This is a genomic window from Pseudoduganella plicata (assembly GCF_004421005.1).
GTDB classification, from domain to species: Bacteria; Pseudomonadota; Gammaproteobacteria; order Burkholderiales; family Burkholderiaceae_D; genus Rugamonas; species Rugamonas plicata.
On record NZ_CP038026.1, the window covers coordinates 1912237 to 1938498 of the forward strand.

At 64.1% G+C, this 26262-nt stretch carries 20 protein-coding genes and 2 pseudogenes; 5 read left to right on the plus strand and 17 right to left on the minus strand.

From position 1 onward, the window contains the following. Positions 1 to 155 precede the first annotated feature (155 nt). The 8 genes and pseudogenes from E1742_RS08390 to E1742_RS08425 form a co-directional block, all read right to left on the minus strand. On the minus strand, positions 156 to 527 hold the full coding sequence (locus E1742_RS08390; protein ID WP_134384458.1) for a response regulator: 372 nt from the start codon (positions 525 to 527) through the stop codon (positions 156 to 158). Positions 528 to 719: 192 nt separating this feature from the next. Next, the gene (gene gltA, locus E1742_RS08395) at positions 720 to 2024 is read right to left on the minus strand and encodes a citrate synthase (protein ID WP_134384459.1); all 1305 of its coding nucleotides are present in this window, start codon (positions 2022 to 2024) and stop codon (positions 720 to 722) included. Between the two features lie 38 nt (positions 2025 to 2062). Further along, complete coding sequence (locus E1742_RS08400; RefSeq protein ID WP_134384460.1) at positions 2063 to 2344, minus strand: FAD assembly factor SdhE; 282 nt, start codon at positions 2342 to 2344, stop codon at positions 2063 to 2065. A 1-nt stretch (position 2345) separates the two neighbouring features. Next, positions 2346 to 3056 carry a succinate dehydrogenase iron-sulfur subunit gene (locus tag E1742_RS08405; RefSeq protein ID WP_134384461.1) on the minus strand — a complete coding sequence of 237 codons (711 nt, stop codon included), beginning with the start codon at positions 3054 to 3056 and terminating at the stop codon, positions 2346 to 2348. Positions 3057 to 3074: 18 nt separating this feature from the next. Then, positions 3075 to 4853: a succinate dehydrogenase flavoprotein subunit gene (gene sdhA, locus E1742_RS08410; RefSeq protein ID WP_134384462.1), complete on the minus strand. Its 1779-nt coding sequence runs from the start codon at positions 4851 to 4853 to the stop codon at positions 3075 to 3077. Positions 4854 to 4856: 3 nt separating this feature from the next. After that, complete coding sequence (gene sdhD, locus E1742_RS08415) at positions 4857 to 5219, minus strand: succinate dehydrogenase, hydrophobic membrane anchor protein (RefSeq protein WP_134384463.1); 363 nt, start codon at positions 5217 to 5219, stop codon at positions 4857 to 4859. Between the two features lie 3 nt (positions 5220 to 5222). Continuing rightward, entirely contained in the window at positions 5223 to 5645 is a 423-nt protein-coding gene (sdhC, locus tag E1742_RS08420) for a succinate dehydrogenase, cytochrome b556 subunit (RefSeq protein WP_134384464.1), read from the minus strand. Positions 5646 to 5840: 195 nt separating this feature from the next. Next, a pseudogene (locus E1742_RS08425) lies at positions 5841 to 6694 on the minus strand (GntR family transcriptional regulator). Positions 6695 to 7091: 397 nt separating this feature from the next. Here E1742_RS08425 and E1742_RS08430 point away from each other — a divergent pair. From E1742_RS08430 to acnA, 4 genes are all read left to right on the plus strand, one after another. Further along, positions 7092 to 8081 (plus strand): malate dehydrogenase, encoded by a 990-nt coding sequence (locus tag E1742_RS08430; protein WP_134384465.1) that lies wholly within the window; start codon positions 7092 to 7094, stop codon positions 8079 to 8081. Between the two features lie 114 nt (positions 8082 to 8195). Continuing rightward, positions 8196 to 9197, plus strand: a complete 1002-nt coding sequence (locus tag E1742_RS08435) for an HpcH/HpaI aldolase/citrate lyase family protein (RefSeq protein WP_134384466.1) — start codon at positions 8196 to 8198, stop codon at positions 9195 to 9197. Between the two features lie 5 nt (positions 9198 to 9202). Further along, entirely contained in the window at positions 9203 to 9802 is a 600-nt protein-coding gene (locus E1742_RS08440; protein WP_307721914.1) for a hypothetical protein, read from the plus strand. Positions 9803 to 9889: 87 nt separating this feature from the next. Then, the gene (gene acnA / locus E1742_RS08445) at positions 9890 to 12598 is read left to right on the plus strand and encodes an aconitate hydratase AcnA (protein ID WP_134384467.1); all 2709 of its coding nucleotides are present in this window, start codon (positions 9890 to 9892) and stop codon (positions 12596 to 12598) included. A gap of 350 nt (positions 12599 to 12948) precedes the next feature. On the opposite strand, the gene E1742_RS08450 is transcribed toward acnA, so the two are convergent. Next, entirely contained in the window at positions 12949 to 13440 is a 492-nt protein-coding gene (locus tag E1742_RS08450) for a GyrI-like domain-containing protein (protein ID WP_134384468.1), read from the minus strand. A gap of 345 nt (positions 13441 to 13785) precedes the next feature. On the opposite strand from E1742_RS08450, the gene E1742_RS08455 reads away from it, so the two are divergent. Beyond that, a complete protein-coding gene (locus E1742_RS08455; protein ID WP_134384469.1) occupies positions 13786 to 15051 on the plus strand; it encodes a DUF2863 family protein in 1266 nt (421 codons plus the stop codon). Positions 15052 to 15111: 60 nt separating this feature from the next. Here the strand turns inward: E1742_RS08455 and E1742_RS08460 are convergent, their stop codons facing one another. From E1742_RS08460 to E1742_RS08495, 8 genes and pseudogenes are all read right to left on the minus strand, one after another. After that, positions 15112 to 15570, minus strand: coding sequence for a hypothetical protein (locus tag E1742_RS08460; protein WP_134384470.1), 459 nt, complete (start codon positions 15568 to 15570; stop codon positions 15112 to 15114). A gap of 274 nt (positions 15571 to 15844) precedes the next feature. After that, on the minus strand, positions 15845 to 16270 hold the full coding sequence (locus E1742_RS08465) for a hypothetical protein (RefSeq protein ID WP_134384471.1): 426 nt from the start codon (positions 16268 to 16270) through the stop codon (positions 15845 to 15847). A 239-nt stretch (positions 16271 to 16509) separates the two neighbouring features. After that, a pseudogene (locus tag E1742_RS08470) lies at positions 16510 to 16976 on the minus strand (CYTH domain-containing protein). A gap of 1 nt (position 16977) precedes the next feature. Then, positions 16978 to 18102: a M14 family metallopeptidase gene (locus tag E1742_RS08475; RefSeq protein ID WP_134384472.1), complete on the minus strand. Its 1125-nt coding sequence runs from the start codon at positions 18100 to 18102 to the stop codon at positions 16978 to 16980. 200 nt (positions 18103 to 18302) lie between these two features. Then, a complete protein-coding gene (locus E1742_RS08480) occupies positions 18303 to 19763 on the minus strand; it encodes a catalase (protein ID WP_134384473.1) in 1461 nt (486 codons plus the stop codon). A 336-nt stretch (positions 19764 to 20099) separates the two neighbouring features. After that, positions 20100 to 20399: a DUF4214 domain-containing protein gene (locus E1742_RS26120; protein WP_166793447.1), complete on the minus strand. Its 300-nt coding sequence runs from the start codon at positions 20397 to 20399 to the stop codon at positions 20100 to 20102. Further along, positions 20342 to 25432, minus strand: a complete 5091-nt coding sequence (locus tag E1742_RS08490) for a beta strand repeat-containing protein (protein ID WP_134384474.1) — start codon at positions 25430 to 25432, stop codon at positions 20342 to 20344. The genes E1742_RS26120 and E1742_RS08490 overlap by 58 nt, the downstream gene beginning before the upstream one ends. Then, on the minus strand, positions 25416 to 26159 hold the full coding sequence (locus E1742_RS08495; RefSeq protein ID WP_206076738.1) for a phage tail protein: 744 nt from the start codon (positions 26157 to 26159) through the stop codon (positions 25416 to 25418). Before E1742_RS08495 ends, E1742_RS08490 begins: the two co-directional genes overlap by 17 nt. Positions 26160 to 26262: the final 103 nt, after the last annotated feature.

The window sequence follows — 26262 nt, forward strand, 5'->3', positions numbered from 1 at the left end:
TGGCGTCGCACGCACGTGGCCACGCGACCGACGAGCTGCCTGATGCATTCGATGAACGGTTCAACCCGTCCGCGCCTGGTGCAGTGACGATCGCATCCAGCTGCCGCCGCCGTCGCTTTCTCCGTCGGCCGTGCCTGTCATGGCCGGCGGATGCATCAACGCGCCCATGCCGCTTCGCGCCGGACCACGGCAATCAATTCCTGAGGTTCGTAAGGGACAACGATGTACTCGCTCGCTCCGCTGGCGATGCCCTTGGCGATGTCCCGTGTCGTGATAAAGGCTGCGGAGATATGGATGACACGGATCGCGCACGTTGCCGGGTCGGCCATGATCCTGCGGCACACCTCGATACCATCGATATCGGGCAGCCGGACATCGAGCAGCATGAGCGAAGGCAACAGTGCCGCGGCCATGCTGATCGCCTCCTGCCCGTTGCCCGCTTCCGCGACGACAAACCCCGCATTGCGGAGCAGGCGCGTCTTGACGTAGCGCGCCTGGGCATAATCGTCGACATTCAGTATCAGCATTCTTGAAGTCACCAAGGCTCTACGGGGAGAACGGATTGTAGCAGAGGTGAAATAAACACAACGCCTGAAAAGAACGCATGAAAAATATTGCAGCGTCCTGCAGCGCCACCGGAACTGCAGGATGCCTGTCAATCATGGGCACAAAAAAAGCGGACCCGAAGGTCCGCTTTCCCGTCGCTTGAAGCTTGACGCTTACTTGCGATCCTTCAGCGGCGGCACGTCGCGCACTGCCGAGCCGACGAACAGCTGGCGTGGACGGCCGATCTTCTGTTCCGGATCGGCGATCATTTCGTTCCACTGGGCGATCCAGCCGATGGTGCGGGCCATGGCGAAGATACCGGTGAACAGCGAAACCGGGATGCCCAGGGCCGACTGCACGATACCCGAGTAGAAGTCGACGTTCGGGTACAGCTTGCGCGAGACGAAGTACTCGTCGTTCAGCGCGATCTTTTCCAGTTCCATCGCCAGCTTGAACAGCGGGTCGTCCTGCAGGCCCAGCTCTTCCAGCACTTCGTGGCACGTTTCGCGCATCAGTTTTGCACGCGGGTCGAAGTTCTTGTAGACGCGGTGACCGAAGCCCATCAGCTTGACGCCCGAGTTCTTGTCCTTGACCTTCTCGATGAAGGCAGGGATGTTCTCGACCGAGCCGATTTCCTTCAGCATCGTCAGTGCCGCTTCGTTCGCGCCGCCGTGGGCAGGGCCCCACAGGCAGGCGATACCGGCAGCGATACAGGCGAACGGATTGGCGCCCGACGAACCGGCCAGGCGGACGGTCGAGGTGGAAGCGTTCTGCTCGTGGTCCGCGTGCAGGATCAGGATGCGGTCCAGCGCGCGCACCAGCACGTCGTTGACCTTGTACTCTTCGCACGGGTTACCGAACATCATGCGCATGAAGTTGGCGCTGTACGACAGGTCGTTGCGCGGGTACATGAACGGCTGGCCGATCGAATACTTGTACGCCATGGCGACCAGCGTCGGCATCTTGGCGATCAGGCGGATCGCGGAGATCTCGCGCTGCTGCGCGTCGTTGATGTCGAGCGAGTCGTGGTAGAACGACGCCAGTGCGCCGACGGTACCGACCAGGACCGACATCGGGTGCGCATCGCGGCGGAAGCCGCGGAAGAAGAACTGCATCTGCTCGTGCACCATCGTGTGCTTGGTGACGGTGTCGGCGAACGCGTCCTTCTGCGCCGCCGTCGGCAGTTCGCCGTTCAGCAGCAGGTAGCACGTTTCCATGAAGTCGGCGTTCACGGCCAGCTGCTCGATCGGGTAGCCACGGTACTGCAGCTCGCCCTTGTCGCCGTCGATATACGTGATCGACGAGTTGCACGACGCGGTGGACATGAAGCCCGGGTCGTACGTGAACTTGCCGGTCGCGCCGTACAGTTTGCGGATGTCGATGACGTCCGGACCGACGGTGCCTTTGTAGATCGGGAATTCGATCCCGGCGCTGCCGTCGGAGAACGACAGGGTGGCTTTGTTTTCAGAGGTGTTCATGGGCTCTTCCTTATGGAGAGATGCGGCATTAAAAAAAATCAGGCGCGGCGCAGGCGGGCCAGCAATGCATGCACGTGCGGAGAATCGACTTCGCCTTGCGGCTCGCTGCGCGCCAGAACCAGATCCATCAGCGCATTGTCCGACAAGTCGAGGAGCCGCGTGAATGCGTCCACTTCCTCGTCGGTCAATTCCGTTTCGTGCGCATCCAGAAAACGCGTCAGGATGATGTCGTTTTCCAGCAGACCGCGCCGCGCGCGCCAGCGCAGGCGGGCACGGTTGGCGGGGTCCGCCTGATGTTCACGGTTGATTTCGTCGCTCATATCAGATGGCGCGGCGGACCATCAATTCCTTGATCTTGCCGATCGCCTTGTTCGGGTTCAGGCCTTTCGGGCACACGTCCACGCAATTCATGATCGAGTGGCAGCGGAACAGGCGATACGGGTCTTCCAGGTTGTCCAGACGCTGGCCGGTCGCTTCGTCGCGCGAGTCGGCGATGAAGCGGTAGGCCTGCAGCAGGCCGGCGGGACCGACGAACTTGTCCGGATTCCACCAGAACGACGGGCACGAAGTGGAGCAGCATGCGCACAGGATGCACTCGTACAGGCCGTCCAGTTCCTCGCGCTCGGCGGGGGTCTGCAGGCGTTCCTTCTCCGGCGGAATCGAGTCGTTGATCAGGAACGGCTTGACCGAATCGTACTGCTTGAAGAACTGCGTCATGTCGACGATCAGGTCGCGGATGACCGGCAGGCCGGGCAGCGGACGCAGGACGATCGGCTCGGACAGCTCGTTCAGGTTGGTCGTGCAGGCCAGGCCGTTCTTGCCGTTGATGTTCATCGCGTCGGAACCGCACACGCCTTCGCGGCACGAGCGGCGCAGGGCCAGCGAATCGTCCACGTCGGACTTGATGCGCTGCAGGGCATCCAGCAGCATCTTGTCGGTGTCCTTCAGCTCGACCGTCAGGTCTTGCATGTACGGCTTGGCGTCCTTGTCCGGATCGTAGCGGTAAATCTTGAATTTGAGAGTGCGTGCCATTTTATGTGAGGCCCTTGCTTAGAAAGTACGTGCTTTTGGCTTGAAGGTTTCCACCGTCAGCGGTTTGGTGACGACCGGCTTGTACTCCAGGCGGTTGCCATTGGAGAACCACAGCGTGTGCTTCATCCAGTTTTCGTCGTCGCGTTGCGGGAAATCGCTGTGCGCGTGGGCGCCGCGCGATTCCTTGCGGGCGACGGCGGACGTGATCGTGGCCTTGGCCGTTTCGATCAGGTTGTCCAGTTCCAGCGCTTCCACGCGGGCGGTGTTGAACACCTTCGACTTGTCCTTGAACGACACGTGCTTGCGGCGCTCGTCCAGCTTCATGATCTCGTCGAAGCCCTGCTTGAGCAGGTCGTCGGTACGGAACACGCCGCAGTATTTCTGCATCGTGGCGCGGATGTCGTTGGCGACGCCCTGCACGCGCTCGGAACCGGTCGATGTTTCCAGGCGGTTCAGGCGCTCCATCGCGAAGTCGGCGGCGTCCTTCGGCAGGTCCTTGTGCTCTTTCGGGCCCAGGTTCTGGCCGACGACGTGGTTGCCGGCCGCGCGGCCGAACACCACCAGGTCCAGCAGCGAGTTCGTACCCAGGCGGTTGGCGCCGTGGACGGAAACGCAGGCGCATTCGCCGATCGCGTACAGACCGCCCACAACCTTCTGCGAACCGTCGCCGGCTGGCGTGACGACCTGGCCGTGGATATTGGTCGGGATGCCGCCCATCTGGTAGTGAATCGTCGGCACGACAGGAATCGGTTCCTTCGTCGCATCGACGTTGGCGAACTTGTGGCCGATTTCCAGGATCGACGGCAGGCGCTTCTCGATGGTGTCCTTGCCGATGTGGCGCAGGTCCAGCATGACGTGGTCCTTGTTCGGACCGCAGCCGCGGCCTTCCTTGATCTCCTGGTCCATCGAACGCGAAACGAAGTCGCGCGGCGCCAGATCCTTCAGGGTCGGCGCATAGCGTTCCATGAAGCGCTCGCCTTCGGAGTTGATCAGGATACCGCCCTCGCCGCGCACGCCTTCGGTGATCAGGACGCCCGCGCCGGCCACGCCGGTCGGGTGGAACTGCCAGAATTCCATGTCCTGCAGCGGCAGGCCGGCACGTGCCGCCATGCCCATGCCGTCGCCGGTGTTGATGAACGCATTGGTCGAGGCGGCGAAGATACGGCCGGCACCGCCCGTGGCGAAGATCGTCGTCTTCGCCTGCAGGATCATGCATTCGCCCGTTTCCATTTCCAGTGCCACGACACCGACCACGTCGCCTTCGGCGTCGCGGATCAGGTCCAGCGCCATCCATTCGACGAAGAAGTGGGTGCGTGCGCGCACGTTACGCTGATACAGCGTATGGAGCAGCGCGTGGCCGGTACGGTCGGCCGCGGCGCAGGCGCGCTGCACGGCTTTCTCGCCGAAGTTGGCCGTGTGGCCGCCGAACGGACGCTGATAAATCGTGCCGTCAGGATTGCGGTCGAACGGCATGCCGAAGTGTTCCAGTTCGTAGACGACCTTTGGCGCTTCGCGGCACATGAATTCGATGGCATCCTGGTCGCCCAGGTAGTCGCCGCCCTTGACGGTGTCGAACATGTGCCAGAACCAGCTGTCTTCGGCCATATTGCCCAGCGAAGCGCCGATGCCGCCCTGCGCCGCGACGGTGTGGGAACGGGTCGGGAAGACTTTCGACAGCACGGCAACGTTCAGGCCGGCTTCTGCCAGTTGCAGGGAAGCGCGCATGCCGGAACCGCCGGCGCCAACGATCACCGCGTCAAAGCGGCGGACAGGAATTCCAGATTTGATAGCTGCCACGATTTAAACACTCCAGAGTATCTGCACCGACCAGACGGCGCAAGCCACCAGCCAGATGGCGGAGGCGGTATGCAGGATGAAACGAACGGCGATGTTCTTGATGTAATCCTGGTAGATGCTGACCACGCCGACCCAGGCGTGGTAGAACATGCCGATCAGGGTGGCCAGCGTAAACAGCTTGAACCACGTCTGGGCGAACAGGCCGGCCCAGCCTTCGTACGTGAAATTACTGCCGGTCAGGAAAGCCAGCAGCAGCACGACGGTGTACACCACCATGACCACCGCCGTGGCGCGCTGCGCCAGGAACTCGCCCAGGCCGTAGCCCGCGCCCACGACGATGCGCTTCGGTCCGATATTGTTTTTCATTTTTTAGAACACTCCGAACAGTTTCAGGGCGACGAGAATGACGACAACCCACGTGATGACGAGTACGGCGATGGCGCTCTTGCGGGCCGAATCCTTGTCCAGGCCGACGTGCGTGTCCATGACCAGGTGGCGGACGCCGGCGCAGAAGTGGTGCATGTAGCCCCAGACCAGTGCCAGGATGACGAGCTTGGCGAACGGATGGGAGGCGATGCCCTGGAAGTGGGCAAAGGAGATCTCGGAACGGATGCTTTCCTGCAGCAGATACAGGATGAACGGCAGCAGGGCAAACATCAGGAAGCCGCTCACGCGGTGCATGATGGACACAATGGCGGAGAACGGCTGACGATAATTCATCAGCTCAGTAACGTGAATGTTACGGATTTCTCGCCGTTGCTTGCGCGGTGCTTCCCTTACGGCTTCAGACATGACAAACCTCCCTTTTACTTTCTATTTAATGAACCGCTGTTTGAGTCAATTCACGATGGCGCAGCTTTGTTGCGCTGCTCTGCAGTCCTGAGACAGCGATTTTCGCCTATTTCCCAGCTTCGACCAATATCTATTGTTACATATAACCAAAATTATGTTGCGCCGCTCCATGCGAACGCGGGTCACGCCGCTCCTCTAGTTCAGATCGTTCTGATAATGGTGGCGCGTGGTCAGGTACAGGCCGCGACGCAGCTCGACCGGCTTGTCGCCGTAAGTGAACGACACACGCTCGGCCGACAGCAGCGGCGTGCCGGGCTCGACCGCCAGCAGTACGGCCTCGTCAGGGCCCGCCACGACCGCGCGCACCTTCTCGTCGGCACGGATCATGCGCGTGCCGAATTCGGATTCGAACAGGCCGTACATGGGGCCCTTGTACTCGGACAGGCGCTCGGCCGTCAGCCCTTGAACAACCCGCCCGGCAGCCACTGCTCCTCAATGATCGTGGGAATGCCGTCGAACGACTGGACCCGCTTGATATAGATGATGGCGTCGCCCGACTTGAGCTCCAGCAGGCGCGCCACGTCCGCCGGCGCGCGCAGGCGGCGCACTTCCAGGAAACGGCTTTCGGGGTAATGGGGCACGCCTTCGTCCGGACGCAGCCGCAGGAAGCGGATGTGGGCGCGCGCTTCATGGTGCGTGGCAACAAACGTGCCCTTGCCCTGGCGGCGCATGACGAGATTGTCGGCAGCGAGTTCGTCGATCGCCTTGCGCACGGTGCCCTGGCTGACCTTGTAGCGGTTGGCCAGCTCCACTTCGCTGGGAATCATCTCGCCCGGTTTCCACTCGCCCGACTGCAGGCTCTGCGTGATCAGCGCCTTGATCTGCTGGTACAGAGGCGAAAACGTGGGCGAAGCGACGGCGGAGGCGGAAGGTGTGGCGGAGGCGGCCGGCGTGGCGGGCACGGTGGCCGGGGTGACCGATCCTGCGCCCGCAGCCGGCGCATCCGTTGTGCTGCCTGGACTGGTCTGGGTGGGCGTGACGGAATTCATAGACCGCGATTTCACCACAAAAGCCCCTGCCCGTCCAGTAAAACCACCCGAGTTATATGTCTTATATAAGACATAAGATATGATTGACAGAAGGCATAACGAAGCCTACACTCGCCCACGATGTTATTCCTGGCGAGCCTCGTGCGGCGCACCGCATGACCTCTCGCACAGGGCGAACATGGAGAGTATTGCCTCTGCGCGCCCGCTGCGCCCCTTGCAAATGGGGGGGCGAAAGTGAAGCCGCGCCGGGAGGCGAATTTGGTATCATTGCTGTTTTGAGCAACGGACGCCGCGCCCGGCAGTGCAGCAGAGCCGTAGGTGGGCAGGAGCGCGGGCATCAGCGCAAAACAGCAACAGTCAGTCAGCTTCGTTTTTTATTCCACTTTGGAGATTCATCATGGCTAAAACCCCAATGCGTGTTGCCGTAACCGGCGCCGCCGGCCAGATCGGCTATTCCCTGCTGTTCCGCATCGCCAACGGCGACATGCTGGGCAAGGATCAGCCGGTCATCCTGCAACTGCTTGAAATCCCTGACGAGAAAGCGCAGAAGGCGCTGAAGGGCGTCATGATGGAAATCGACGACTGCGCATTCCCGCTGCTGGCCGGCATGACCGCGCACAGCGACCCGATGACCGCCTTCAAGGATGCCGACGTGGCCCTGCTGGTCGGCGCCCGTCCACGCGGCCCGGGCATGGAACGCAAGGACCTGCTGGAAGCGAACGCGCAGATCTTCACGGTGCAGGGCAAGGCGCTGGACGCCGTCGCTTCGCGCAACGTGAAAGTGCTGGTCGTCGGCAATCCTGCCAACACCAACGCCTACATCGCCATGAAATCGGCACCTTCGCTGCCGGCCAAGAACTTCACCGCGATGCTGCGCCTGGACCACAACCGCGCCCTGTCGCAAGTGGCCGCCAAGACCGGCACGGCCGTCAAGGACATCGAGCAGCTGACCGTGTGGGGCAACCACTCGCCGACGATGTACGCCGACTACCGCTTCGCCACGGTGAACGGCAAGTCCGTCAAGGAACTGATCAACGACCAGGAATGGAATGCCAACACGTTCCTGCCGACCGTCGGCAAGCGCGGCGCGGCCATCATCGAAGCACGCGGCCTGTCCTCGGCAGCCTCGGCAGCCAACGCGGCCATCGACCACGTGCGCGACTGGGTGCTGGGCACCAACGGCAAGTGGACCACGATGGGCGTGCCGTCGGATGGTTCGTACGGCATTCCTGAAGGCATCATGTTCGGCTTCCCGGTCACGACCGAGAACGGCGAGTACAAGATCGTCCAGGGCCTGGAAATCGACGAATTCTCGCAGGAACGCATCAACCTGACGCTGAAGGAACTGACCGAAGAGCGCGAAGGCGTCAAGCACCTGCTGCCGTAACCCTCTTCGCTGTGGGACCCAAGCGTCCCATAACGTTCGCCGCGCTGCCCCCGGGCCGCGCGGCGTTATCGTCTCCAGACCACGCAGTTACCAAACACTCACCACACCCAGACGATGCACCCATCCGAGGTTTTATTCCAGGGCGAACGCCAGCCGCTGCTCCTGCCGGCCTGCGACCATTACGCGGGTTCGGAAAAGCTGATGCGCAAATCGATGGCCCTGCAACAAGAGCTTGGTCCCGTGTTCGACATCACGTTCGACTGCGAGGATGGCGCCGCCGCCGGCAACGAGGAAGCGCATGCACGCCTCGTGGCCGAGCTGCTGAACGACGCCGGCAACACCCAGAAACGCATCGGCGCCCGCGTGCACGACGTCTCCAGCCCGCACTTCGAGCGCGATGTCGAGATCATCGTCGGCACCGCGGCGCACAACGTCGCCTACATCGTGCTGCCGAAGCCGGACAGCGTGCAAGACGTCATGCGCGCCATCGAAACCATCAACGTCCATGCCCACAAGGCGGGCCGGCAGAACCTGCCGGTGCACGTGCTGATCGAGACGCACGGCGCCCTGCGCGGCGTGTTCGCCATCGCCGCCCTGCCCCAGGTCGAGTGCCTGTCGTTCGGCATCATGGACTTCGTCTCCAGCCACTACGGCGCGATTCCCGCCAATGCGATGCGCACGCCGAACCAGTTCGTGCACCCGCTGGTGGTGCGCGCCAAGCTGGAGATCGCCGCCGCCTGCCACGCATATGGCAAGGTGCCGTCGCATAACGTGACGACGGAAATCAAGGATTCGGCCGTGGTGGCGACGGACGCCCAGCGCGCCGCCGCCGAGTTCGGCTATACGCGCATGTGGAGCATCCACCCCAGCCAGATCAAGCCCATCGTCAAGGCATTCACGCCGCGCCTGTCGGAAGTCAACGAGGCGGCCGCGATCTTGCACGAGGCGCAGAAGACACAGTGGGGTCCGATCAACCAGCACGGCCGCTTGCACGACCGCGCCAGCTACCGATACTATTGGACGGTTTTGCAGCGCGCCCGCCTGGCGGGCCTGAGCCTGCCGGAAACGGCGGCGGCGCTGCTGGACCCGAAACCAACCGCAACGGAAACCAAGTAATGTCCATGTCCCGACTGATTGCCGCCGCGTTCGCGCTGGCGCTCGCCTCCGCCGCTCCGGCCGCTCTCGCTGCCGAGCCCGTCAAAACGAAAGCCAAGGCCGAGAAAACGGCCAAGCCGAAGGCCGCCAAGACCAAGGGCGCCAAGGCCAAGCCGGTTGCCGCGCCGAAGGAAGCCGATCCCGAGGCCGACGAGCCCGATATCGCGGACACCGCCGTGCAGGACTACCACTGCGAGCTGGGCAACAAGGTCACGATCTATCAGAACGCGACCGACGACGGCCATATCGCCCTGCGCTGGAAGAAGCGCCTGCACCGCCTGACGCGGGTGGCGACAACGACGGGCGCGCAGCGCTTCGAGAACAAGATGTATGGTCTGATCTGGATCGGCATCCCCGCCAAGGCGATGCTGCTCGATTCGAAGCAGAACCGCCAGCTGGCCAACGAATGCCGCAACGAAGAGCAGAGCAAGCCCCAGCCGGCGCCCGTGCCCGACACGCAGGTCAACAATGCGGCGGCAACGCCGGCCATGCCGGTATCTCAGCCCGTAGTGCAGCCGGCCTCGCAGTCTGCGGCGCAGGCCGCACCGCACGGCAGCGCCCATTGAACGAATAGCACCACCGTAGTTTCACAAATGACGGCAACCCAACCGTGGCGACGGGGGTGCCGAAGATATCCACCCGAAGGAGAGGTTATGCCCCACAACACATTCAACACGCTCAAGGATTTCCCGATTTCGGGCAAGACAAAGGGCAAGCTGTATTCGCTGCCCGCGCTGGAACAGGCGCTGGGCGCCAGGATCTCGCGCCTGCCAGTGTCGATCCGCGTGGTGCTGGAGTCCGTGCTGCGTAACTGCGACGGCAAGAAAGTCACCGAAGAGCATGTGAAGCAGGTTGCCAACTGGGCCGCCACGGCAGACCGTACCGACGAGATCCCGTTCGTCGTCGCCCGCGTCGTGCTGCAGGATTTCACCGGGGTGCCCCTGCTGGCCGACCTGGCCGCGATGCGCAACGTCGCCTACAAGATGGGTGCCAATCCGAAGAAGATCGAGCCGCTGGTGCCCGTCGACCTGGTCGTCGACCACTCCGTCACGATCGACCACTTCCGCGAGCCGAAGGCGCTGGACCTGAACATGAAGCTGGAATTTTCGCGCAACAACGAGCGCTACCAGTTCATGAAGTGGGGCATGCAGGCGTTCGACACGTTCGGCGTCGTGCCACCGGGCTTCGGCATCGTCCACCAGGTCAACCTGGAATACCTGGCACGCGGCGTGCACAACAACGGCGGCGTGTACTACCCTGACTCGCTGGTCGGCACCGACTCGCACACGACGATGATCAACGGTATCGGCGTTGTCGGCTGGGGCGTGGGCGGCATCGAGGCCGAAGCGGGCATGCTGGGCCAGCCCGTGTACTTCCTGACGCCGGACGTCATCGGCGTCAACCTGACCGGCAAGCTGCGCGAAGGCTGCACGGCAACCGACCTGGTGCTGACGATCACCGAAATGCTGCGCAAGGAAAAGGTCGTCGGCAAGTTCGTCGAGTTCTTCGGCGAAGGCACCGAATCGCTGACCGTGACGGACCGCGCCACCATCGCCAACATGGCGCCGGAATACGGCGCCACGATGGGCTTCTTCCCGGTCGACGACAAGACCATCGACTACTTCGAAGGCACCGGCCGCACGAAGGAAGAGATCGCCGCGTTCCAGGCCTACTTCAAGGCGCAGGGCATGTACGGCGTGCCGAAAGCGGGCGAAATCGACTTCACCCGTGAACTGCACCTGGACCTGGCATCGGTCACGCCGTCGCTGGCCGGCCCGAAGCGTCCACAGGACCGTATCGAAATCGGCAACGTCAAGGCGACGTTTACCGACCTGTTCTCGAAGCCGACCACGCAGAACGGCTTCAACAAGAACCCGATGGACCTGAACACGACGTACGAAACGACCAACAACGTGCAAGTGAAAAACGGCGACATCCTGATCGCCGCCATCACGTCGTGCACCAACACGTCGAACCCTTCCGTGCTGCTGGCCGCCGGCCTGCTGGCGAAGAAGGCCGTGGAAGCGGGCCTGACCGTCGCGCCGCACATCAAGACGTCGCTGGCCCCGGGCTCGCGCGTCGTGACGGAATACCTGACCGCCGCCGGCCTCTTGCCGTACCTGGAAAAGCTGGGCTTCGGCGTGACCGCCTATGGCTGCACGACCTGCATCGGTAACGCGGGCGACCTGACGCCGGAACTGAACGCCGCCATCACGACCAACGACATCGTCGCTGCCGCCGTGCTGTCCGGCAACCGTAACTTCGAAGCGCGTATCCACCCGAACATCCGCTCGAACTTCCTGGCGTCGCCACCGCTGGTCGTTGCCTACGCCATCGCCGGCAACATCACGCGCGACCTGATGACCGAACCGGTCGGCAAGGGCACGAACGGCCGCGACATCTACCTGGGCGATATCTGGCCGTCCTCGGAAGAGATCAACAAGCTGATGAAGTTCGCCATGAACTCCAAGGTCTTCAAGGAGAACTACGCGCAGGTCAAGGGCAACCCGGGCAAGCTGTGGGAAAACGTGTCGTCGACCGAAGGCCAGGTCTACAACTGGCCTGACTCGACGTACATCGCCGAGCCGCCATTCTTCGACGGCTTCGAGATGACGCCAAAAGCGGCCGCCACCGGCATCAGCAACGCGCGCGCGCTGGGCGTGTTCGGCGACTCGATCACGACCGACCACATCTCCCCTGCCGGCTCCATCAAGGAAGACGGCCCGGCCGGTAAATGGCTGAAGGAAAACGGCGTCCTGAAGGCCGACTTCAACTCGTACGGCTCGCGTCGCGGCAACCACGAGATCATGATGCGCGGCACGTTCGCCAACGTGCGCATCAAGAACAAGATGATCCCGGCGAAGCCTGACGGTTCCGCGGTCGAAGGCGGCATCACGATCCACCAGCCGTCCGGCGAACAGATGTCGATCTACGACGCGGCCATGAAGTACGTCAATGAAGGCACGCCGACAATGATCTTCGGCGGCGAAGAGTACGGCACCGGCTCGTCGCGCGACTGGGCCGCCAAGGGCACCCAGCTGCTGGGCGTGAAGGCCGTGCTGGTCCGTTCGTTCGAGCGTATCCACCGTTCCAACCTGGTCGGCATGGGCGTGCTGCCGCTGCAGTTCATCGGCAACGACAGCGTCGAATCTTTGGGCATCACCGGCAAGGAAACGTACGACCTGGTGGGCCTGGAAGGCGACATCAAGCCACAGCAGATCGTCACGCTGGTGATCAAGCGCGAAGACGGCAGCCGCCAGGACGTCAAGGTCCTGCTGCGCATCGACACGCCGATCGAAGTGGACTACTACAAGCATGGCGGCATCCTGCCGTTCGTGCTGCGCCAGCTGCTGGCGGCCTGAAGCAGCCCCGGCGGTGAATGCGCCGGGGGACTGTCGCTTCGGGAGCGCCGGGGGTTCGGGGAGCACCGCTCCTCGCCTGCGCAGCGGTGCTGGCCCGCGGGCCAGCACCATGTCCCCGGCTCTCACGCCGATGTAACCGGCGTTGGACGCAATTAAAAATCGCGTCGGAGAGCGTCACAAGGGACTGTCTCCAAGTCGGTTCCTGCCTCGGGACCATGCCGAACGACGCTCATGATGACAACGTCACGCCAAAGTCTTGGTCGGGTGCGCGTGCCCGCGTGGCACGCGCCCCTGCGTGTCGTTTTCGCTCGTTGACTGTTCGTTGACTGTTCGTTGACTGTTCGGTGGCATCAGTCCGCCAGCTTGAACAGCAGTGTAGTTTGTAGCCTGGCCGGATCAGGCTCGATCGAGGGGTTGTTCTCATGAACCTCGAGGCGGCAAGCGAATGTCTCCCCGTCAGGTGTCTGACGACTGTCCCACTTCAATCCCTTCTCCTTTGCCCAACCGACAAGCATTGCTGTCACGTCCATCAGTTCTGCGTACGATCCCGTGTGGGTAAGGCTGGCATAACGACCGGCCGGCAGTTCGCCCTCGATCAGCCGCCCCGAGAGCGGTATGGCCGCGTTGGTGGTCATGCCGACTTCGATCTCCAGGCGGGGCATGTCGATCAGGTTGAACTTGATGAATTCCATTCCGTTCGGCTCCACGCCGGCACTGGCGAATGCCGAAAAAAGTGCATCGAAAGCTGGATCGAGGTCATCGCCAAACGGGATGGAAACGGGAAGGCGGACGGCAATGTAGCGCTGAGCGGTCCGGTTGACGATTCGAGGGATGGTGAGCATCAGGCAGTCTCCGGTTGTCTGTGTCAAACGAGACGGACAGCGGCTCCGGGAATCGACATATGGTGGGATATTTTTCCGGTTCAGCGTAAACGCCTGCTCAGCACTTTCCTGGGCGCCGCGCCTGGCATTTGCGCACTCGCTTTATTGTCGAGTAAGTTATCATCTGAGGCGGCTGGGACTGCCCTGGCATGGGGGCTATCCCTGATGTTGCGCCACGCCGTCGGCAATGCAGCGGAACGGCAAGAGCGGGCGGCGCCCCGAATGTCCGTTCGGTTACAGACGCCCACCGAATCAACTACAATACGCCTGATAAGATTTTTACACTGACAGAGATTCCCAAGCGCTATGCGTCGCCCATCCAAAGATTCATCCACCAAATTGTCCGCCGACAGCCAGCGCCTTTCCACCCTTGCCCAGGCCGTCGGTCAGTCCGGCAGCCGGCTCGAGGAGCGCAGCTGGGAGCGCGCACTCGACACGCAACTGCATAAACTGCTGAAGACGGGTCACCAGGATACCGTCGATGCCGCCCTGAACGGCCTGTTCTCGGTCGACCTGAGCGCGTACGACGTGCTGATGGACAGCGTGGAAGCCGTCAGCGAGTCGGCCTGCATCGGCGTCGACAGCGACGGTGCCACGGCCCAGTACGACGTGCTGCTGGTGGCCGCGCCGATTCTCGCCTGGACCCGCTACGCCATCGCTTCCGGCGCCATCCCTGCCGACATCCTGAACACGTTGTCGGCCCATTTCTCGGCCCACCTGCTGGCCGACGGCACGAAACTGGCCATGGCGTCGAACCTGTATTCGATCGACCAGCTGCCGCGCACGCATGCCGAAACGTATGCCAAGATGCACAAGCTGGCGCAGGCGGCCATCAAGGGCGTCGCCGTCAAGTCGGACGTAAAGCCGCCTGAAACGGCGCCCTTCCTCGCCGACACGCGTTACCTGATCGCTGCCATCGTCGCGCCGGCGGGTGGCCCGCTGTTCCGCTGGCAGATGCCCGGCGCCCACCTGCACCAGGCCGACGAGCGCCGCAACGCGCTGGAAGCCTGGCGCACCCAGGCGCAGCCGACGGTGGCACGCCTGCTGCCCGGCTGCGGCATCGAACTGCTGCTGCCGGAGGCGTATTACATGGCGTGCCGCGAAGCGGACAAGCTGATCCGCCCCGTATCGATCCGCGCGGCCGTGCACTACCTGACGCACACGCTGGCATGCGAAGCGTCCGAACTGCGCGCCGTGATCGCCGGCTTCGGCGAGGAAGCGGCCGATGGCCAGATCGACGAATACCGCGTGGCGTTTACACGCCGTTCCGACAGCGACGTCATCTATGGTGTCGTCTGGCCGCTGTACGGCCAGGAAGACGAGGAAGGCACGCCACCGGAAGGTCCGCTGGCCGGTGGCCTGGCCAACCTGCTGCAGCCGCGCACGCCTGTCGAGGAAATCGTCGAGCATCTGAACGCGGCCGGCGTGTCGGTCGTCAAGAAGCTGGGCGAACGCTACGTCGCCGAGTATTGCGACGATTGCGGCGCGCCGCTGTTTGCCGACCCGTCCGGCGAACTGGTGCATGCCGAAATGCCGGAAGATGCGTCGGCCGGGACCGAGCACTTCCATTAATTGCGGCTGTGCCCATGAAAAAACCTCGCCGCGGCGAGGTTTTTTTACGTCTGGCTGCCCTCAGCGGCTCATATTGCTGCTGCCCTGGGTGCCGTTGCTGTTGTTCGAGTTGCGGCTGTTGGCCTTCGCGGAGCCCTGGCCGGAAGTGTCCGCTGCGGAACTGCTGTCATTGCCCGCACGCTGGGCGGTACCGCCCAAAGCCGAGTGCGACGGTTTCGAGCTGCCCGTCTCGCCTGCCGCGCCGGAGTCGCCGCTGGCGCCGCCGTTCTTGCTGTTGGCATTACCGGTAGCATTGAGCGAACGCGGCGCATTGCTCTTCGCCCCTTCCTTGCGTGCCTTGCGATCGCTCGTGGACATGCTCTCGGAACTGGTGCTGTTGGCCTGCGTCGGTTGCAGGCCTACGCTGCCCGGTTTGTTTTTCAGCGCGTCCATTGCCGTCTGGGCCTGGCCCGCGCCGGCAATAATGGTGATCAGAAAAGCTGCCGTGGCGGATGCCGCTGTGAATGGTGAAACGCGCATGATCATCTCCTTATTGTCGACCTGCATTGATCTGTTTTGTCGCCTGTTTGTCTTCAGGCCTGGAGACAGAATATTCTTCACTGCCATCAGATTGCATAGGCGCACTGAGCTCGCACGAGTGGGACGTGTCCTACGGCAATTGCTTGAGGGAATAGAACGTGTTTCGAGGGAATACGGAGGTGTGGGACAGGTCCCACGCGCGGCGGCGGGGACCCGATGAGGCAGGCTCAGGGTATGCAGCGACCATGCGGCAAAGCCGTGGCCGCTGCGTGGATCAGCGTTTGTTGCCCGTATCGCCAGTCGACGTGCCCGAATTCGTCGACGAGCCGGCGGTGCCAGCCTTGTCGGTCGCGCCCGAGTTGGACATATTGGTGGTGCCCGTAGTGGCCGAACCCGTCGTACCGGACGCACCCGTGGCGCCGGACGTGGTGCCCGAGCCGGACATGCCGTCCGTGCCCGACGCGCCGGCAGCGCTGCCGGAATTGCCCGACTGTTTCTTCGATTTGGACTTGGACTGCTTGCCGGTTTGCTTGTCGCGTGCCGAACTCGTGCCGGTGGCGTCCTGGCCGGAGCCGCTTTGCATGCCGCTGGCCGCGGTACCGCCGGTCGTACTGCCGGCGCCGGCGCCGGTGCCGCTCTGGGCGAAGGCGAAGCTGGTCACGGTTGCGAGGACTGCTGCTGCGATCATCGATTTGCGCATTGTAAACTCCTGGGAATGGTTGAGTGCAGGCGGTGCGGGTCGACCGCGGAAGTAAAGCTTACTTCCGGTTGCCATACTTCCCCATCAGCGCGCACTGCGCAGGTGGGTGGGACAGTGCCTACAAACCATTGCAGCCGGACAAATTACGCCGTGCTCTCAACGATCGTCAGCAGGCCGGCCATCGATTTGCTGATAAAAAATGCCGCGCGAACCCGGCATTGGAACTGCAACCTGCGAAATTACCAGGCCGAGAATGGATGACTGATCAGATTCGAGTTCAGGTAACGGGAATCGTCGGTGACCTCGTCGCCCACCCAGTCGGGGCGCTCGAATGCCTGGTCTTCCGACGGCACTTCGATTTCCGCGACGACAAGCCCGGCATTCGCGCCCAGGAATTCATCGACTTCCCACGTGAAGCCGCCGTGCTCGATGCGGCGGCGGTACTTCTCGATGATCGGCCGTTCGCACAGCCGGTCGAGGAATTCCTGTGCGTCCGCCAGCGGCAGTGGATATTCCCACTCCCGCGCGACAGTGCGCTTGCGGTCTTCGTCTTGATCGTCATGAACGCCTCGTCGCCGTAGATGCGCACACGCACGACGCGCTCGGGATGCGACGACAGGTAGCCCTGACGGATCAGTACCGGTTCGCCCTGTGCCTTCCAGGCGTCCCCGCGGACGAGGAACTTGTGCTCGATCTCGACGCCCATGTCAGTCGTCCAGCGACAGCAGGATCGGCTGCAGGATCGCCGCGCCCAGTGCCGCGCTGCGGGCACCGTTCCAGCCCACGTGCGGCGCCGGCAGGTCGGCGTTGTCCTTGAACGGCATCTCCAGCGTCAGCGCCAGGCAGCCGAAGTGGTGGCCGACATACTTCGAGGCCAGCGTCAGCATGTCTTCCTTGTACTTGCTGGCCAGGTAGCCGACCTTGTCCTGGAAGTCCGGGCTGGCGTTCTTGTAGCGGTCGATGAAGGCTTTCTGCGCGGCGGCCTGCGCCGGCGTGAATTTCTCCAGCATCTCGTTACCGGCCACGAAGTTGTACGGCAGCGCTTCGTCGCCGTGGATGTCGAAGAACATGTCGACACCCGTCGCGTGGAGCTTCTCCTTCACACACAGGACTTCCGGCGAACGCTCCAGGCTCGGCGTCATCCACTCGCGGTTCAGGTTTGCACCTGCCGCGTTGGTGCGCAGGTTGCCGCGCACGGAGCCGTCCGGGTTCATGTTCGGCACGATGTAGAAGACGCAGCGCTGCAGCAGCTTGCGGGCGACCGGATTGGCATCGTCCAGCAGGGCGTCGATCAGGCCCTCGACGAACCATTCGGCCATCGATTCGCCCGGATGCTGGCGCGCAATGAACCAGATCTTCTTTTCCGCCTGCGCATTGCCGATCGTGACAAGGTTCATGTCCCGCCCGTCGACGGTCGACCCGAGGTCGGACACGCGCGCGATCGGGTTCTCGGCCACTTCGCCCAGCAGGCGCAGGTGGCGCTCCCACGAATACGGCTCGAAATAGGCGTAGTAGACGCTGTCCAGGTCGGGCGTGTGGCGGATCGTCATGACCTGGCCGTCGAACGACGTCGGCACGCGGAACCAGTTCTCGCCATCGTAGCTGGCGCACGCGTTGTAGTCCTCGAAGCCTTTCGCGTAGGTGGCCTGGCCGGCATTCGTGAACCGCAGCGCCAGCGCCTGGCCGCGGGCACCTTGCACGCGGAAGTGGAACCACTGGTGGATGTCCGCGTGGGAGTCGCTGCGCAGTTTCAGTTCGATATGGGCGGGGTCCGCCGCGTTCACGACCTCGATGGCGCCGGAATCGAAGTTCTGGCTGATTTTGATTGTCATTGTTCTCTGTTCCATGGGAAAACCGATGGCGCTATTGTCCACGGTTTGCCGCGTTAAAGCAAAAGCGAACAAACACGGACGCCAGCGCAAAAAACCCGGGACAAACCCGGGTTCGGACAACCGCTTCCGGAAAAACCGGAGCCTGTCACCGGTTTTTCCAGAAAACCGGTGACAGGCTCCGGTTTTTTCCAGTGCATCGCTCAGTCGATGTTGCGGCCGCGCGCTTTCAGGGCCGCGCGCACGCCGGCGCCGTAGGCGGGATCGGCCTTGTCGAAGTGGCCCAGCTGGCGAAACACGATCTCATCCGGCACCTGCGACAGCGGACCGGCGAGGTTGTCGAACAGCGCCTGCTTTTCGTCCGCCGGCAGCAGGCGGAACAGGTTGCCGGCCTGGGTGTAGTCGTCCTCGACGCCACGGCCGTCGTAGCGGGCCGCGGGGCCGTTGACGGGCATGGCCGGCTCGCCGTGGCCGAGGCCCTGCGGGCTGGTGCCGGAGGCTTCCACGGTCGCGTAGTTCTGGTCGGCGCCGCCGTTGGCCAGCGCCATCGCGCCGTCACGCTGCTGGTTGTGGAACGGGCAGCGTGGCGCATTCACGGGCAGGTACTGGTGGTTGGTGCCGACCCGGTACAGCTGTGCATCGTGATAGGCGAACAGGCGCGCCTGCAGCATCTTGTCCGGCGAGTAGCCCATGCCCGGCACCACGTTGGCCGGTGACAGCGCCGCCTGCTCCACTTCGGCATGGTAGTTCAGCGGATTGCGGTTCAGTTCCAGGACACCCACCTGCTGCAGCGGGAAGTCGCCGTGCGGCCATACCTTGGTCAGGTCGAACGGATTCCAGCCGGTACGGCCTTCCCATGCGGCCAGTTCCGCTTCCGTGGCCGTCTGCACGAACACGGTCCAGCGCGGGAACTCGCCCGCGGCAATCGCGTTGAACAGGTCGCGCTGCGCGTAATCCGGGTCTTCGCCGGCCAGGCGCACGGCATCGGCCGCCGTCAGGTTCTTGATGCCCTGCTGCGTCTTGAAGTGCCATTTGACATACACGCGCTCGCCGGCGTCGTTGATCAGGCTGAAGGTGTGGGAACCAAAACCATCCATGTGACGGTAGCCGTCCGGCGTGCCGCGGCTGGAAAACAGCGTCGTCACCTGGTGCAGCGACTCGGGCGCGCGGCTCCAGAAGTCGAACATCGCCGTGGCGGACTTCAGGTTCGACTGGGCCAGGCGTTTCTGTGTGTGGATGAAGTCGGGGAACTTGATGCCGTCCTTGATGAAGAAGACGGGCGTGTTGTTGCCGACCAGGTCCCAGTTGCCCTCTTCCGTATAGAAGCGCACGGCAAAGCCGCGTGGGTCGCGTTCCGTGTCGGCACTGCCCTTCTCGCCGCCCACGGTCGAGAAGCGCAGGAACGTTTCCGTTTCCTTGCCGATGGCGGAGAACAGCTTCGCCTTGGTATAGCGGCTGATGTCGTGCGTGACGGTAAACTTGCCGTACGCGCCGGAGCCCTTCGCGTGCACCACCCGCTCGGGAATGCGCTCGCGGTTGAAGTGCTGCAGTTTTTCGATCAGGTGGAAGTCCTGCAGCAGCAGCGGCCCCCGGGAGCCGGCACTGGCGGAATTCTGGTTGTCGGCGACGGGAATGCCGGACGCGGTGGTGATCTGCTGGCTCATGGGCTTGCTTCCTCAGTGATGTGAACGTAGAGCAATTCTACGGTCCCATCATCGATTGGCAAAGGTAATTGATCCAATCACATCAATAGCCATTACCAATGGTAGAGCTGCCCTTCTCTCCTCCTGCACAGGGCGGCAACGTCCGGCTGCCCCATCAACATCGGCAGGTTACAAGGTCCGCCACACCGTCAGCGCGTCCCGCAGTCACGGCACGTCCTGCAGCGAACAGATGCTGTTGCCGCGCCGGCCGTGAGGGTGCCGGTGCTGTCCGCCCTGACTCCGTACCTCGACGAGATTCGCCGCCCGCCGGCGCGCCTCGGCCGGCGGGCGGCCCTCTTACAAGCCGGTCGATGTCAGCTGCGCCGCGAGCACCGCATCCTGGCCGATCCACGTACCGATCAGGTCCGCACGCGTATGCTGCTCCAGGTATGCGATCCAGTTGGTCGCGCCGCCCGCCGCATCGGCCGCCAGTCCGGAGTTGGCGTACAGCGCCTGCACGAACCCGATGTCGCTCATGCTGTCGTAACGCGCCCGGAACTCGGCCGACTGCGCGAAGCCAACTGCCAGCTGCGCCGCCGTCAGATGCTGGCCGGCCCACCATGCCAAGCCAGGCAGGTCGGCGGCGCGATCCAGCACGGCCTGGTACAGCAGGCCCAGCGTTTCGACCTGCCCCCCTGGGTAAATGACAGGTCCAGCGTGCCGTCGGCGAATTCGCTCCGTTCGATGCCGGACACCGTATCCGCCTCGCCCGCCGACGCATTCGTCAGCACGACGGCCTCGCCACCCGTCACGAGCAGGCCCCAGTCGGACTGCTTGCCCGCAAAGACGGCCGTATCGATGCCGTCGCCGCCAACCACCACGTCGTTGCCGGCGCCCCCGTCGAGGCGATCGTCGCCGCTGCCGGTGATCCAGCCTTGCTCGGCCGTCACATCCGCCGCCGCGACGACGATACCGTCGGCATAATGTGCGCGGTGCTCGGGACTGGTGGCGAACGCCACCAGCACGTCGGCACGCGACAGCGCCGGCCCGTCCGTGCCGGCCAGCTTGGCGAGCCAGTGCGCGGCGCCCGTCGCCTCGCCTTCGCGCCCCAGCACCTGCCGGTACAGCGCCTGCGCATAGGCGCTGTCGGTCGTCACGTTCAGCGGCGATGCGGCCCATTCCGGCGACCTGAGGAACGATTGCGCCACCTGGGTCAGCGACGCCCCTTGCTCGACGTAGAAGTTCAACCCCGGCAGGTCGGCCGCGCGGCCGAACGCGCCGTGGTACAGCAGCGCGATGTCGCGCAGCGACACCGCCTCCGCCGCCAGGAACAAGAGCGCATCCGCCCCCGCATCGAGCTCCGCGCGTGCCAGCGTCTCGCTCTGCGCCGGGGCGAACATCAGCGTCTGGTGGCCCGCGCTCAGCGTACCGTCGGCAGCCAGCGTGAAGTCCCAGTGGCCGCGGTCGCTGCGCCCGCCCTGCAGCACGTCGTTGCCGGTCCCGCCGGAAACGCTGTCGTTGCCGATGCCGCCGGCCGCCGCGTCGTTGCCGGCGTCGCCCGACAACAGGTCGTTGCCCCCGGCGCTGCCGATCACGTCGTCACCGCCACCGCCGGACAACTGGTCATCCTCCGGTCCCAGGAAGACGCTCTGGCTGGCGTCGTCGCCGATGACGATGTTGTTGCCCGCGCCGCCGCGCAGCGTGGCCGCGCCGACGACGGCGGCAAATTGCACGTTGTCGAGCTGCAGCGTGACGTTCGGGCCCACCTGCCGCGCATCGAGCACGATGCCGTGCACGGTGGCGCCCGTCGGGGCGGCGCCGGTGATCAGGATTGTGCCCGCCGCCGTGGCGGGCGCGGTCGGCGTCACCGTGGCCGTCTGCAGCAGAGTACTGGCCAGCAGGTTGTCGAGGAAGCTCGTGCCCTGGCCCGTCATCTGCTGCTGCACGTCCGAGCCGGTCGTGGTCTTCTGCTCGATGCGGCGGATCAGGTCCAGCAGCGCCTCCTGGTTCGACAGCAGCGTGGCCGGCCCGCTGGCGTCCAGCCCCGTGCCCACCGGCAGGCTGACGGTGAGCGCCGCGCCCACGCCACCCTTCGTGGCGGCCAGCGGAATGTCGGCCAGGCCCTTGTTCGGCGTGTTCGGATCGTCGGTGCGCGTCGACGTCACGACCGGCACGGTGACGGTGGTGTTGACGATGCCGGTGCCCGGGTCGGTCTGCTGCGTGCTGGTGATGGGCACGCCGTCGACCGTGCCGGTAGGCTGCGGCTGGGGCGGCTGAGGCTGCGGCGGCTGCGGCTCGGTTCCCGTCTGCACGGCATAGCTGTTCGACGTGGCCGTGCCGATTCCCGCCGTGCCGTCCGCGCTATGCACCTGCGCCATGTTCAGCACGACCGTGTTCGACGCGGCCCATGCGTTGGCTGCCGGGGTCAGCGTCGCCGTCCACGTCAGGCCGCCGTCCGCCGTTGCCAGTTGGGTCAAGGTGCCGTTCGGCGCGGTTAGGTCGGCCAGGTCGAGATCCTGCACCGCCTGGGTGAACGCGATCGTCACCACGGTCGTCTCGCCTGCGGTCAATGTCGTGTCTCCGACGGTGATCGTCGCCGCCGGCCGGAAGCCGACGTGGAAGCTGTGCGCCGCGGGGTTTGCCACCAGCGCATTGCCTGCAACGTCCACCACGCCGGACAGGCCGATCGTGTAATCGCCCGCCTCGCTGGCGTCCCAGCTGCCACCCGGCGCCGCCACCGTGTAGGTGACGGTATTGCCGTTGGCCTGCGCAGCGCTGACGGTCAGCGCGCCTGCCGGGCCGGTGACGGACACGTTGCCCGTGCCGATCGATACCTTGTCCAGCCCCGCGCCGCCCGTGTCGCCGTAGGTCACGGTGAACGTGAAGGTGGCCGTGGCCGGATCGATCAGGTCCGCGCGCACGGGCGTGGCCGCCGTCGGCGCCGCCGTGTCGATTACATAGGCCTGCGTCAGCGCGTTGCCGTGATTGCCCGCCGTGTCGCTGACGCGCACCTGCAGCGTGCCGCTGCCGGACAGCGTCTTGTTCTGCAGCGACCACACGCGGGATCCGATCGACCCGGTGGCCGTCGTCCAGCTGGTGCCATTGTCGAGCGAGACTTCGACGAATTCGCCGGCGGCCAGCGGGCCGCTCAGCGTGCCGCCCATGTTCTGCGTCGCGTCGTTCGTGATGAAGTCGGTGCCGCTGGTGCCGTTGTCGGCCGACAGCGCCGCATCGTCGATGGCGAGCGTCGGCGTACCCGTGTCGAGCTGGTAAGCGTGGCTGGCCGCGATACCGTCCTGCGCGTTCTTGTCGGTGACCTTGATGACGATCGTGTCGGTGCCGGCCAGCGTGATGCCACTCCACTGCACGGTGGTGCCGCTGACCTGGCTCGTGATGTCCACCCACTTGCCGCCGTTGTCCAGCGAGCCGAATACCATGTCGTCCGCCGTCAGCGCCTTGCTGAGCGTTGCCGTGACCGTCTGCCCCGCCACGTTCGTGATGAAATCGGTATTGCTGATGCCGGTGTCGCTGGACAGCTTCAGCGCGGACACGGCCGGCGCGGTGCTGTAGGCAACGTTGAAGGTCCCGGCCGACGCATTCGCAGCGACGGCGTTGCCGGCCAGATCCAGCACGGAGCCAGCGTTGATGGCGATCTTGTACGTGCCCACGTCGCCTGTATCCCAGCTGCCGCCCGGTGCCTGCGCCGTATAAGTCACCTCGTTACCGTTGACGGCGAAACCGGTGACACCCAGCTTGTTTCCGTTCGGGTCGAAGACGCCGACATTGCTCGTGCCGAACGTGCTCGCATCGAGCGTCGCGCCGCCCGTGTCGGCATACGTTACCGCGAAGGTAAATGTACTGCCCGACGGCGCGATCTGGTCATCTGCCTTGATGGTTGCCGTTGGCGCTGCCGTATCGAGCACGTACGCCTGCGACGCGGCGCTGCCGTGGTTGCCGGCTGCATCGGTCACGCGCACCTGCAGCGTGTCGCTGCCGGTCAGCGTCTGCCCGGCCAGCGACCAGGTTTTCGTGCCCGCCGTATTGGCAGCCGCGGTCCACGTGCCGCCGTCGTTCAGCGATACCTCGACGGTGTCGCCCGCCGCCGTGTTGGCCGACAGCGTGCCGGAAAGGGTCTGCGCGGCGACATTGGTGATGAAATCACCGGCGCTGGCGCCGGTATCGGCCGCCAGCGCCAGCGACGCCGACGTCAGGGTGGGCGCGGTGGTATCGAGCGTATATCCCTGCGTGGCGGTCGTGCCCTCGTTGCCGTGCTGGTCGTCCACGCGCAGGCGGATGCCGCCGCCGGGAACGAGCGTCGCGCCCGTCCAGGCCAGCGTCGTGCCGCTGACCTTGCCGGTGATGTCGGCCCAGCTGCTGCCGTTGTCGACCGAACCGTAGACGACGTCGCCGGCCGCCAGCGCGCCGGAGAGCGTGGCCGTGATGGTCTGCGCGGCGGCGGACGTGGCGAAGTCCGAATCGCTCGCGCCCGTGTCGTTGGAAATATCGATGCCGGAGAACGTGACCGTCGGCGCCGTGCGGTCCACGGTAACCGCCAGCGGGCTGCTGGCTGCGCTGGTCAGGCTGCCGGTGGCCGACGTCACGACCGAGTAGACGTTGTAGGTACCCGTGGTGAGTGCGGCCGTATTGATGCCGGCCACGGTCCAGCTGCCATTGCCGACGGTGGCGGTACCTGTGGCTTCCCCGGCGTTATAGACGCCATTGCCGTTGACATCGACGAACACGCGCACGGTGCTGGTGGTGTCGCCCGCCGCGCTGGTGCCGGAAAACGTCATCGCATTCGCGGCCGTCACGTTGTCGGTCGTGCTCAGCCCGGTATCGCTGGCGGTGGCCAGGCCCGGCGCACCTGGCTGGCCAGGCGTGACGTTGACGGTGATCGTGCGGATCGCGGTGGCGCTGCCGTCGGATACCTGCACGCTGAAGCTGTCGGTGCCGGCATAACCTGCCGTCGGCACATAGGTCAGCGTGCCGCCGGGCGTGATGTCGGTCGCCCCGGTTGCGGCCGTGGCGCTGTTCAGGGTCAGCGTGCCGTGCGCGGGACCGCTATTCTGGGTCCACGTCAGCGTCTGGCCGGTATCGACGTCGCTGACGTGCAGCAGGCCGGCAAGGTTGACTGCGCCGCCGTTCTGCGCCGCGTTGAGCGACGTTGTCGCGCCGACGAACGATGGTGCGACGTTGGCCGCCGTGATATTGCTGAGGACGACATCGTCTATGCCGGGGATGAACGGGTCGTTCGAATTCACCATCTGGATATCGACGTAGGCGACGCCCTTGAGCGCGGGGTCCGAACCGATCAGCGTCAGCGAGAATTCCCCGTCCAGCGGGCCACTCACCACCGACCCTTTGTTGGTCGTGAAACGGAATTGCGCACCAGTCGTTCCGGGGATATCGGCAATATTGAGCGACGTCAGATCGAACAGCTTCCCATTGTCGAGCGACAGGCGCAGGGACGTGGCAATTTCGTCGAAAGTGTTGAACAGCGCTTTGCCATGCAGGCGCGCGTAATCGTGGTCGGTGTACATCACATCGTCCATCACAATCCACTCGCCGGCGTTGCCGGTAAATGTCAGCGTATGGCCGTCGACGGTCTGGCTGGCGATTCGCTGGAATGGACCGGCGTTGGGATCTTCGTCGGCGACTACGTTCGCGCTGAAATCAAATGTGCTGGACATAACTATTAATTCCTGTGAGACGTTTTCCTGGCGCCGCTAACAATAGCTGCCCGATACGGGCAGCACATGGGCTATGGGCGCGGGGGAATAAGCCTTCAAGCGCAATAATGAAATTCATTGTGATAAAAGGTGGCAAGGTCGATGCGGTTCCCTGCAGCGAAACAGGAACGCTCACGGGCTTGCCATCTCCCGACAATTCGGTCGTGACGGTGCCGCCGCCCGCCGGCACGGTGACGTCGAACGGTTTCAGTGTGGTATTGGCATTATTGCCGCTATACGTCTTCACGGCCGAGGCGCCCATTGCCGGCTTGCCCAGCACGAGGCCCGCCGCAGGCACGTTGTCGGACGAGCCGGTATTGTCGGCGGGGATGGCGATACTGACCGCGGCACCGCTGCCCGGCTTGAAACTGGCCGTGTGGTTATGCGACGGCATGTTCGCTGGCGTGAGCGTGAAGTCCGCATTGCCCGCAACGGTGACAGGCGAGGTGGTGCTGCCGCCAGTCTCTGGAGGCTGCCCGAGCTGCGTCGACCCCATCGGGAACCGGTTGCGCAGGTCAGGCAGCGCAAATGTCCTGACCCCGTCTCCACCCGGGAAGCGATTACCGATTACGGCATACAGCGCCGCGTATTGCTGTATCTGCAATAACGAGCCGTCGCATATTGCCCATCCCTGTGGCGCATAAGGCGCCGGCCAGAGCATTATGTGGCCAATGAATGTCTCCATCATTCCTCCAAGGTCTGATAATCGTCGCTGGTGGCGCGACCATCATGCCATAGGGCCTTACGCGCACGCGCATGAACCGGAAAATATTAATGTCCGGCAGAGGAAG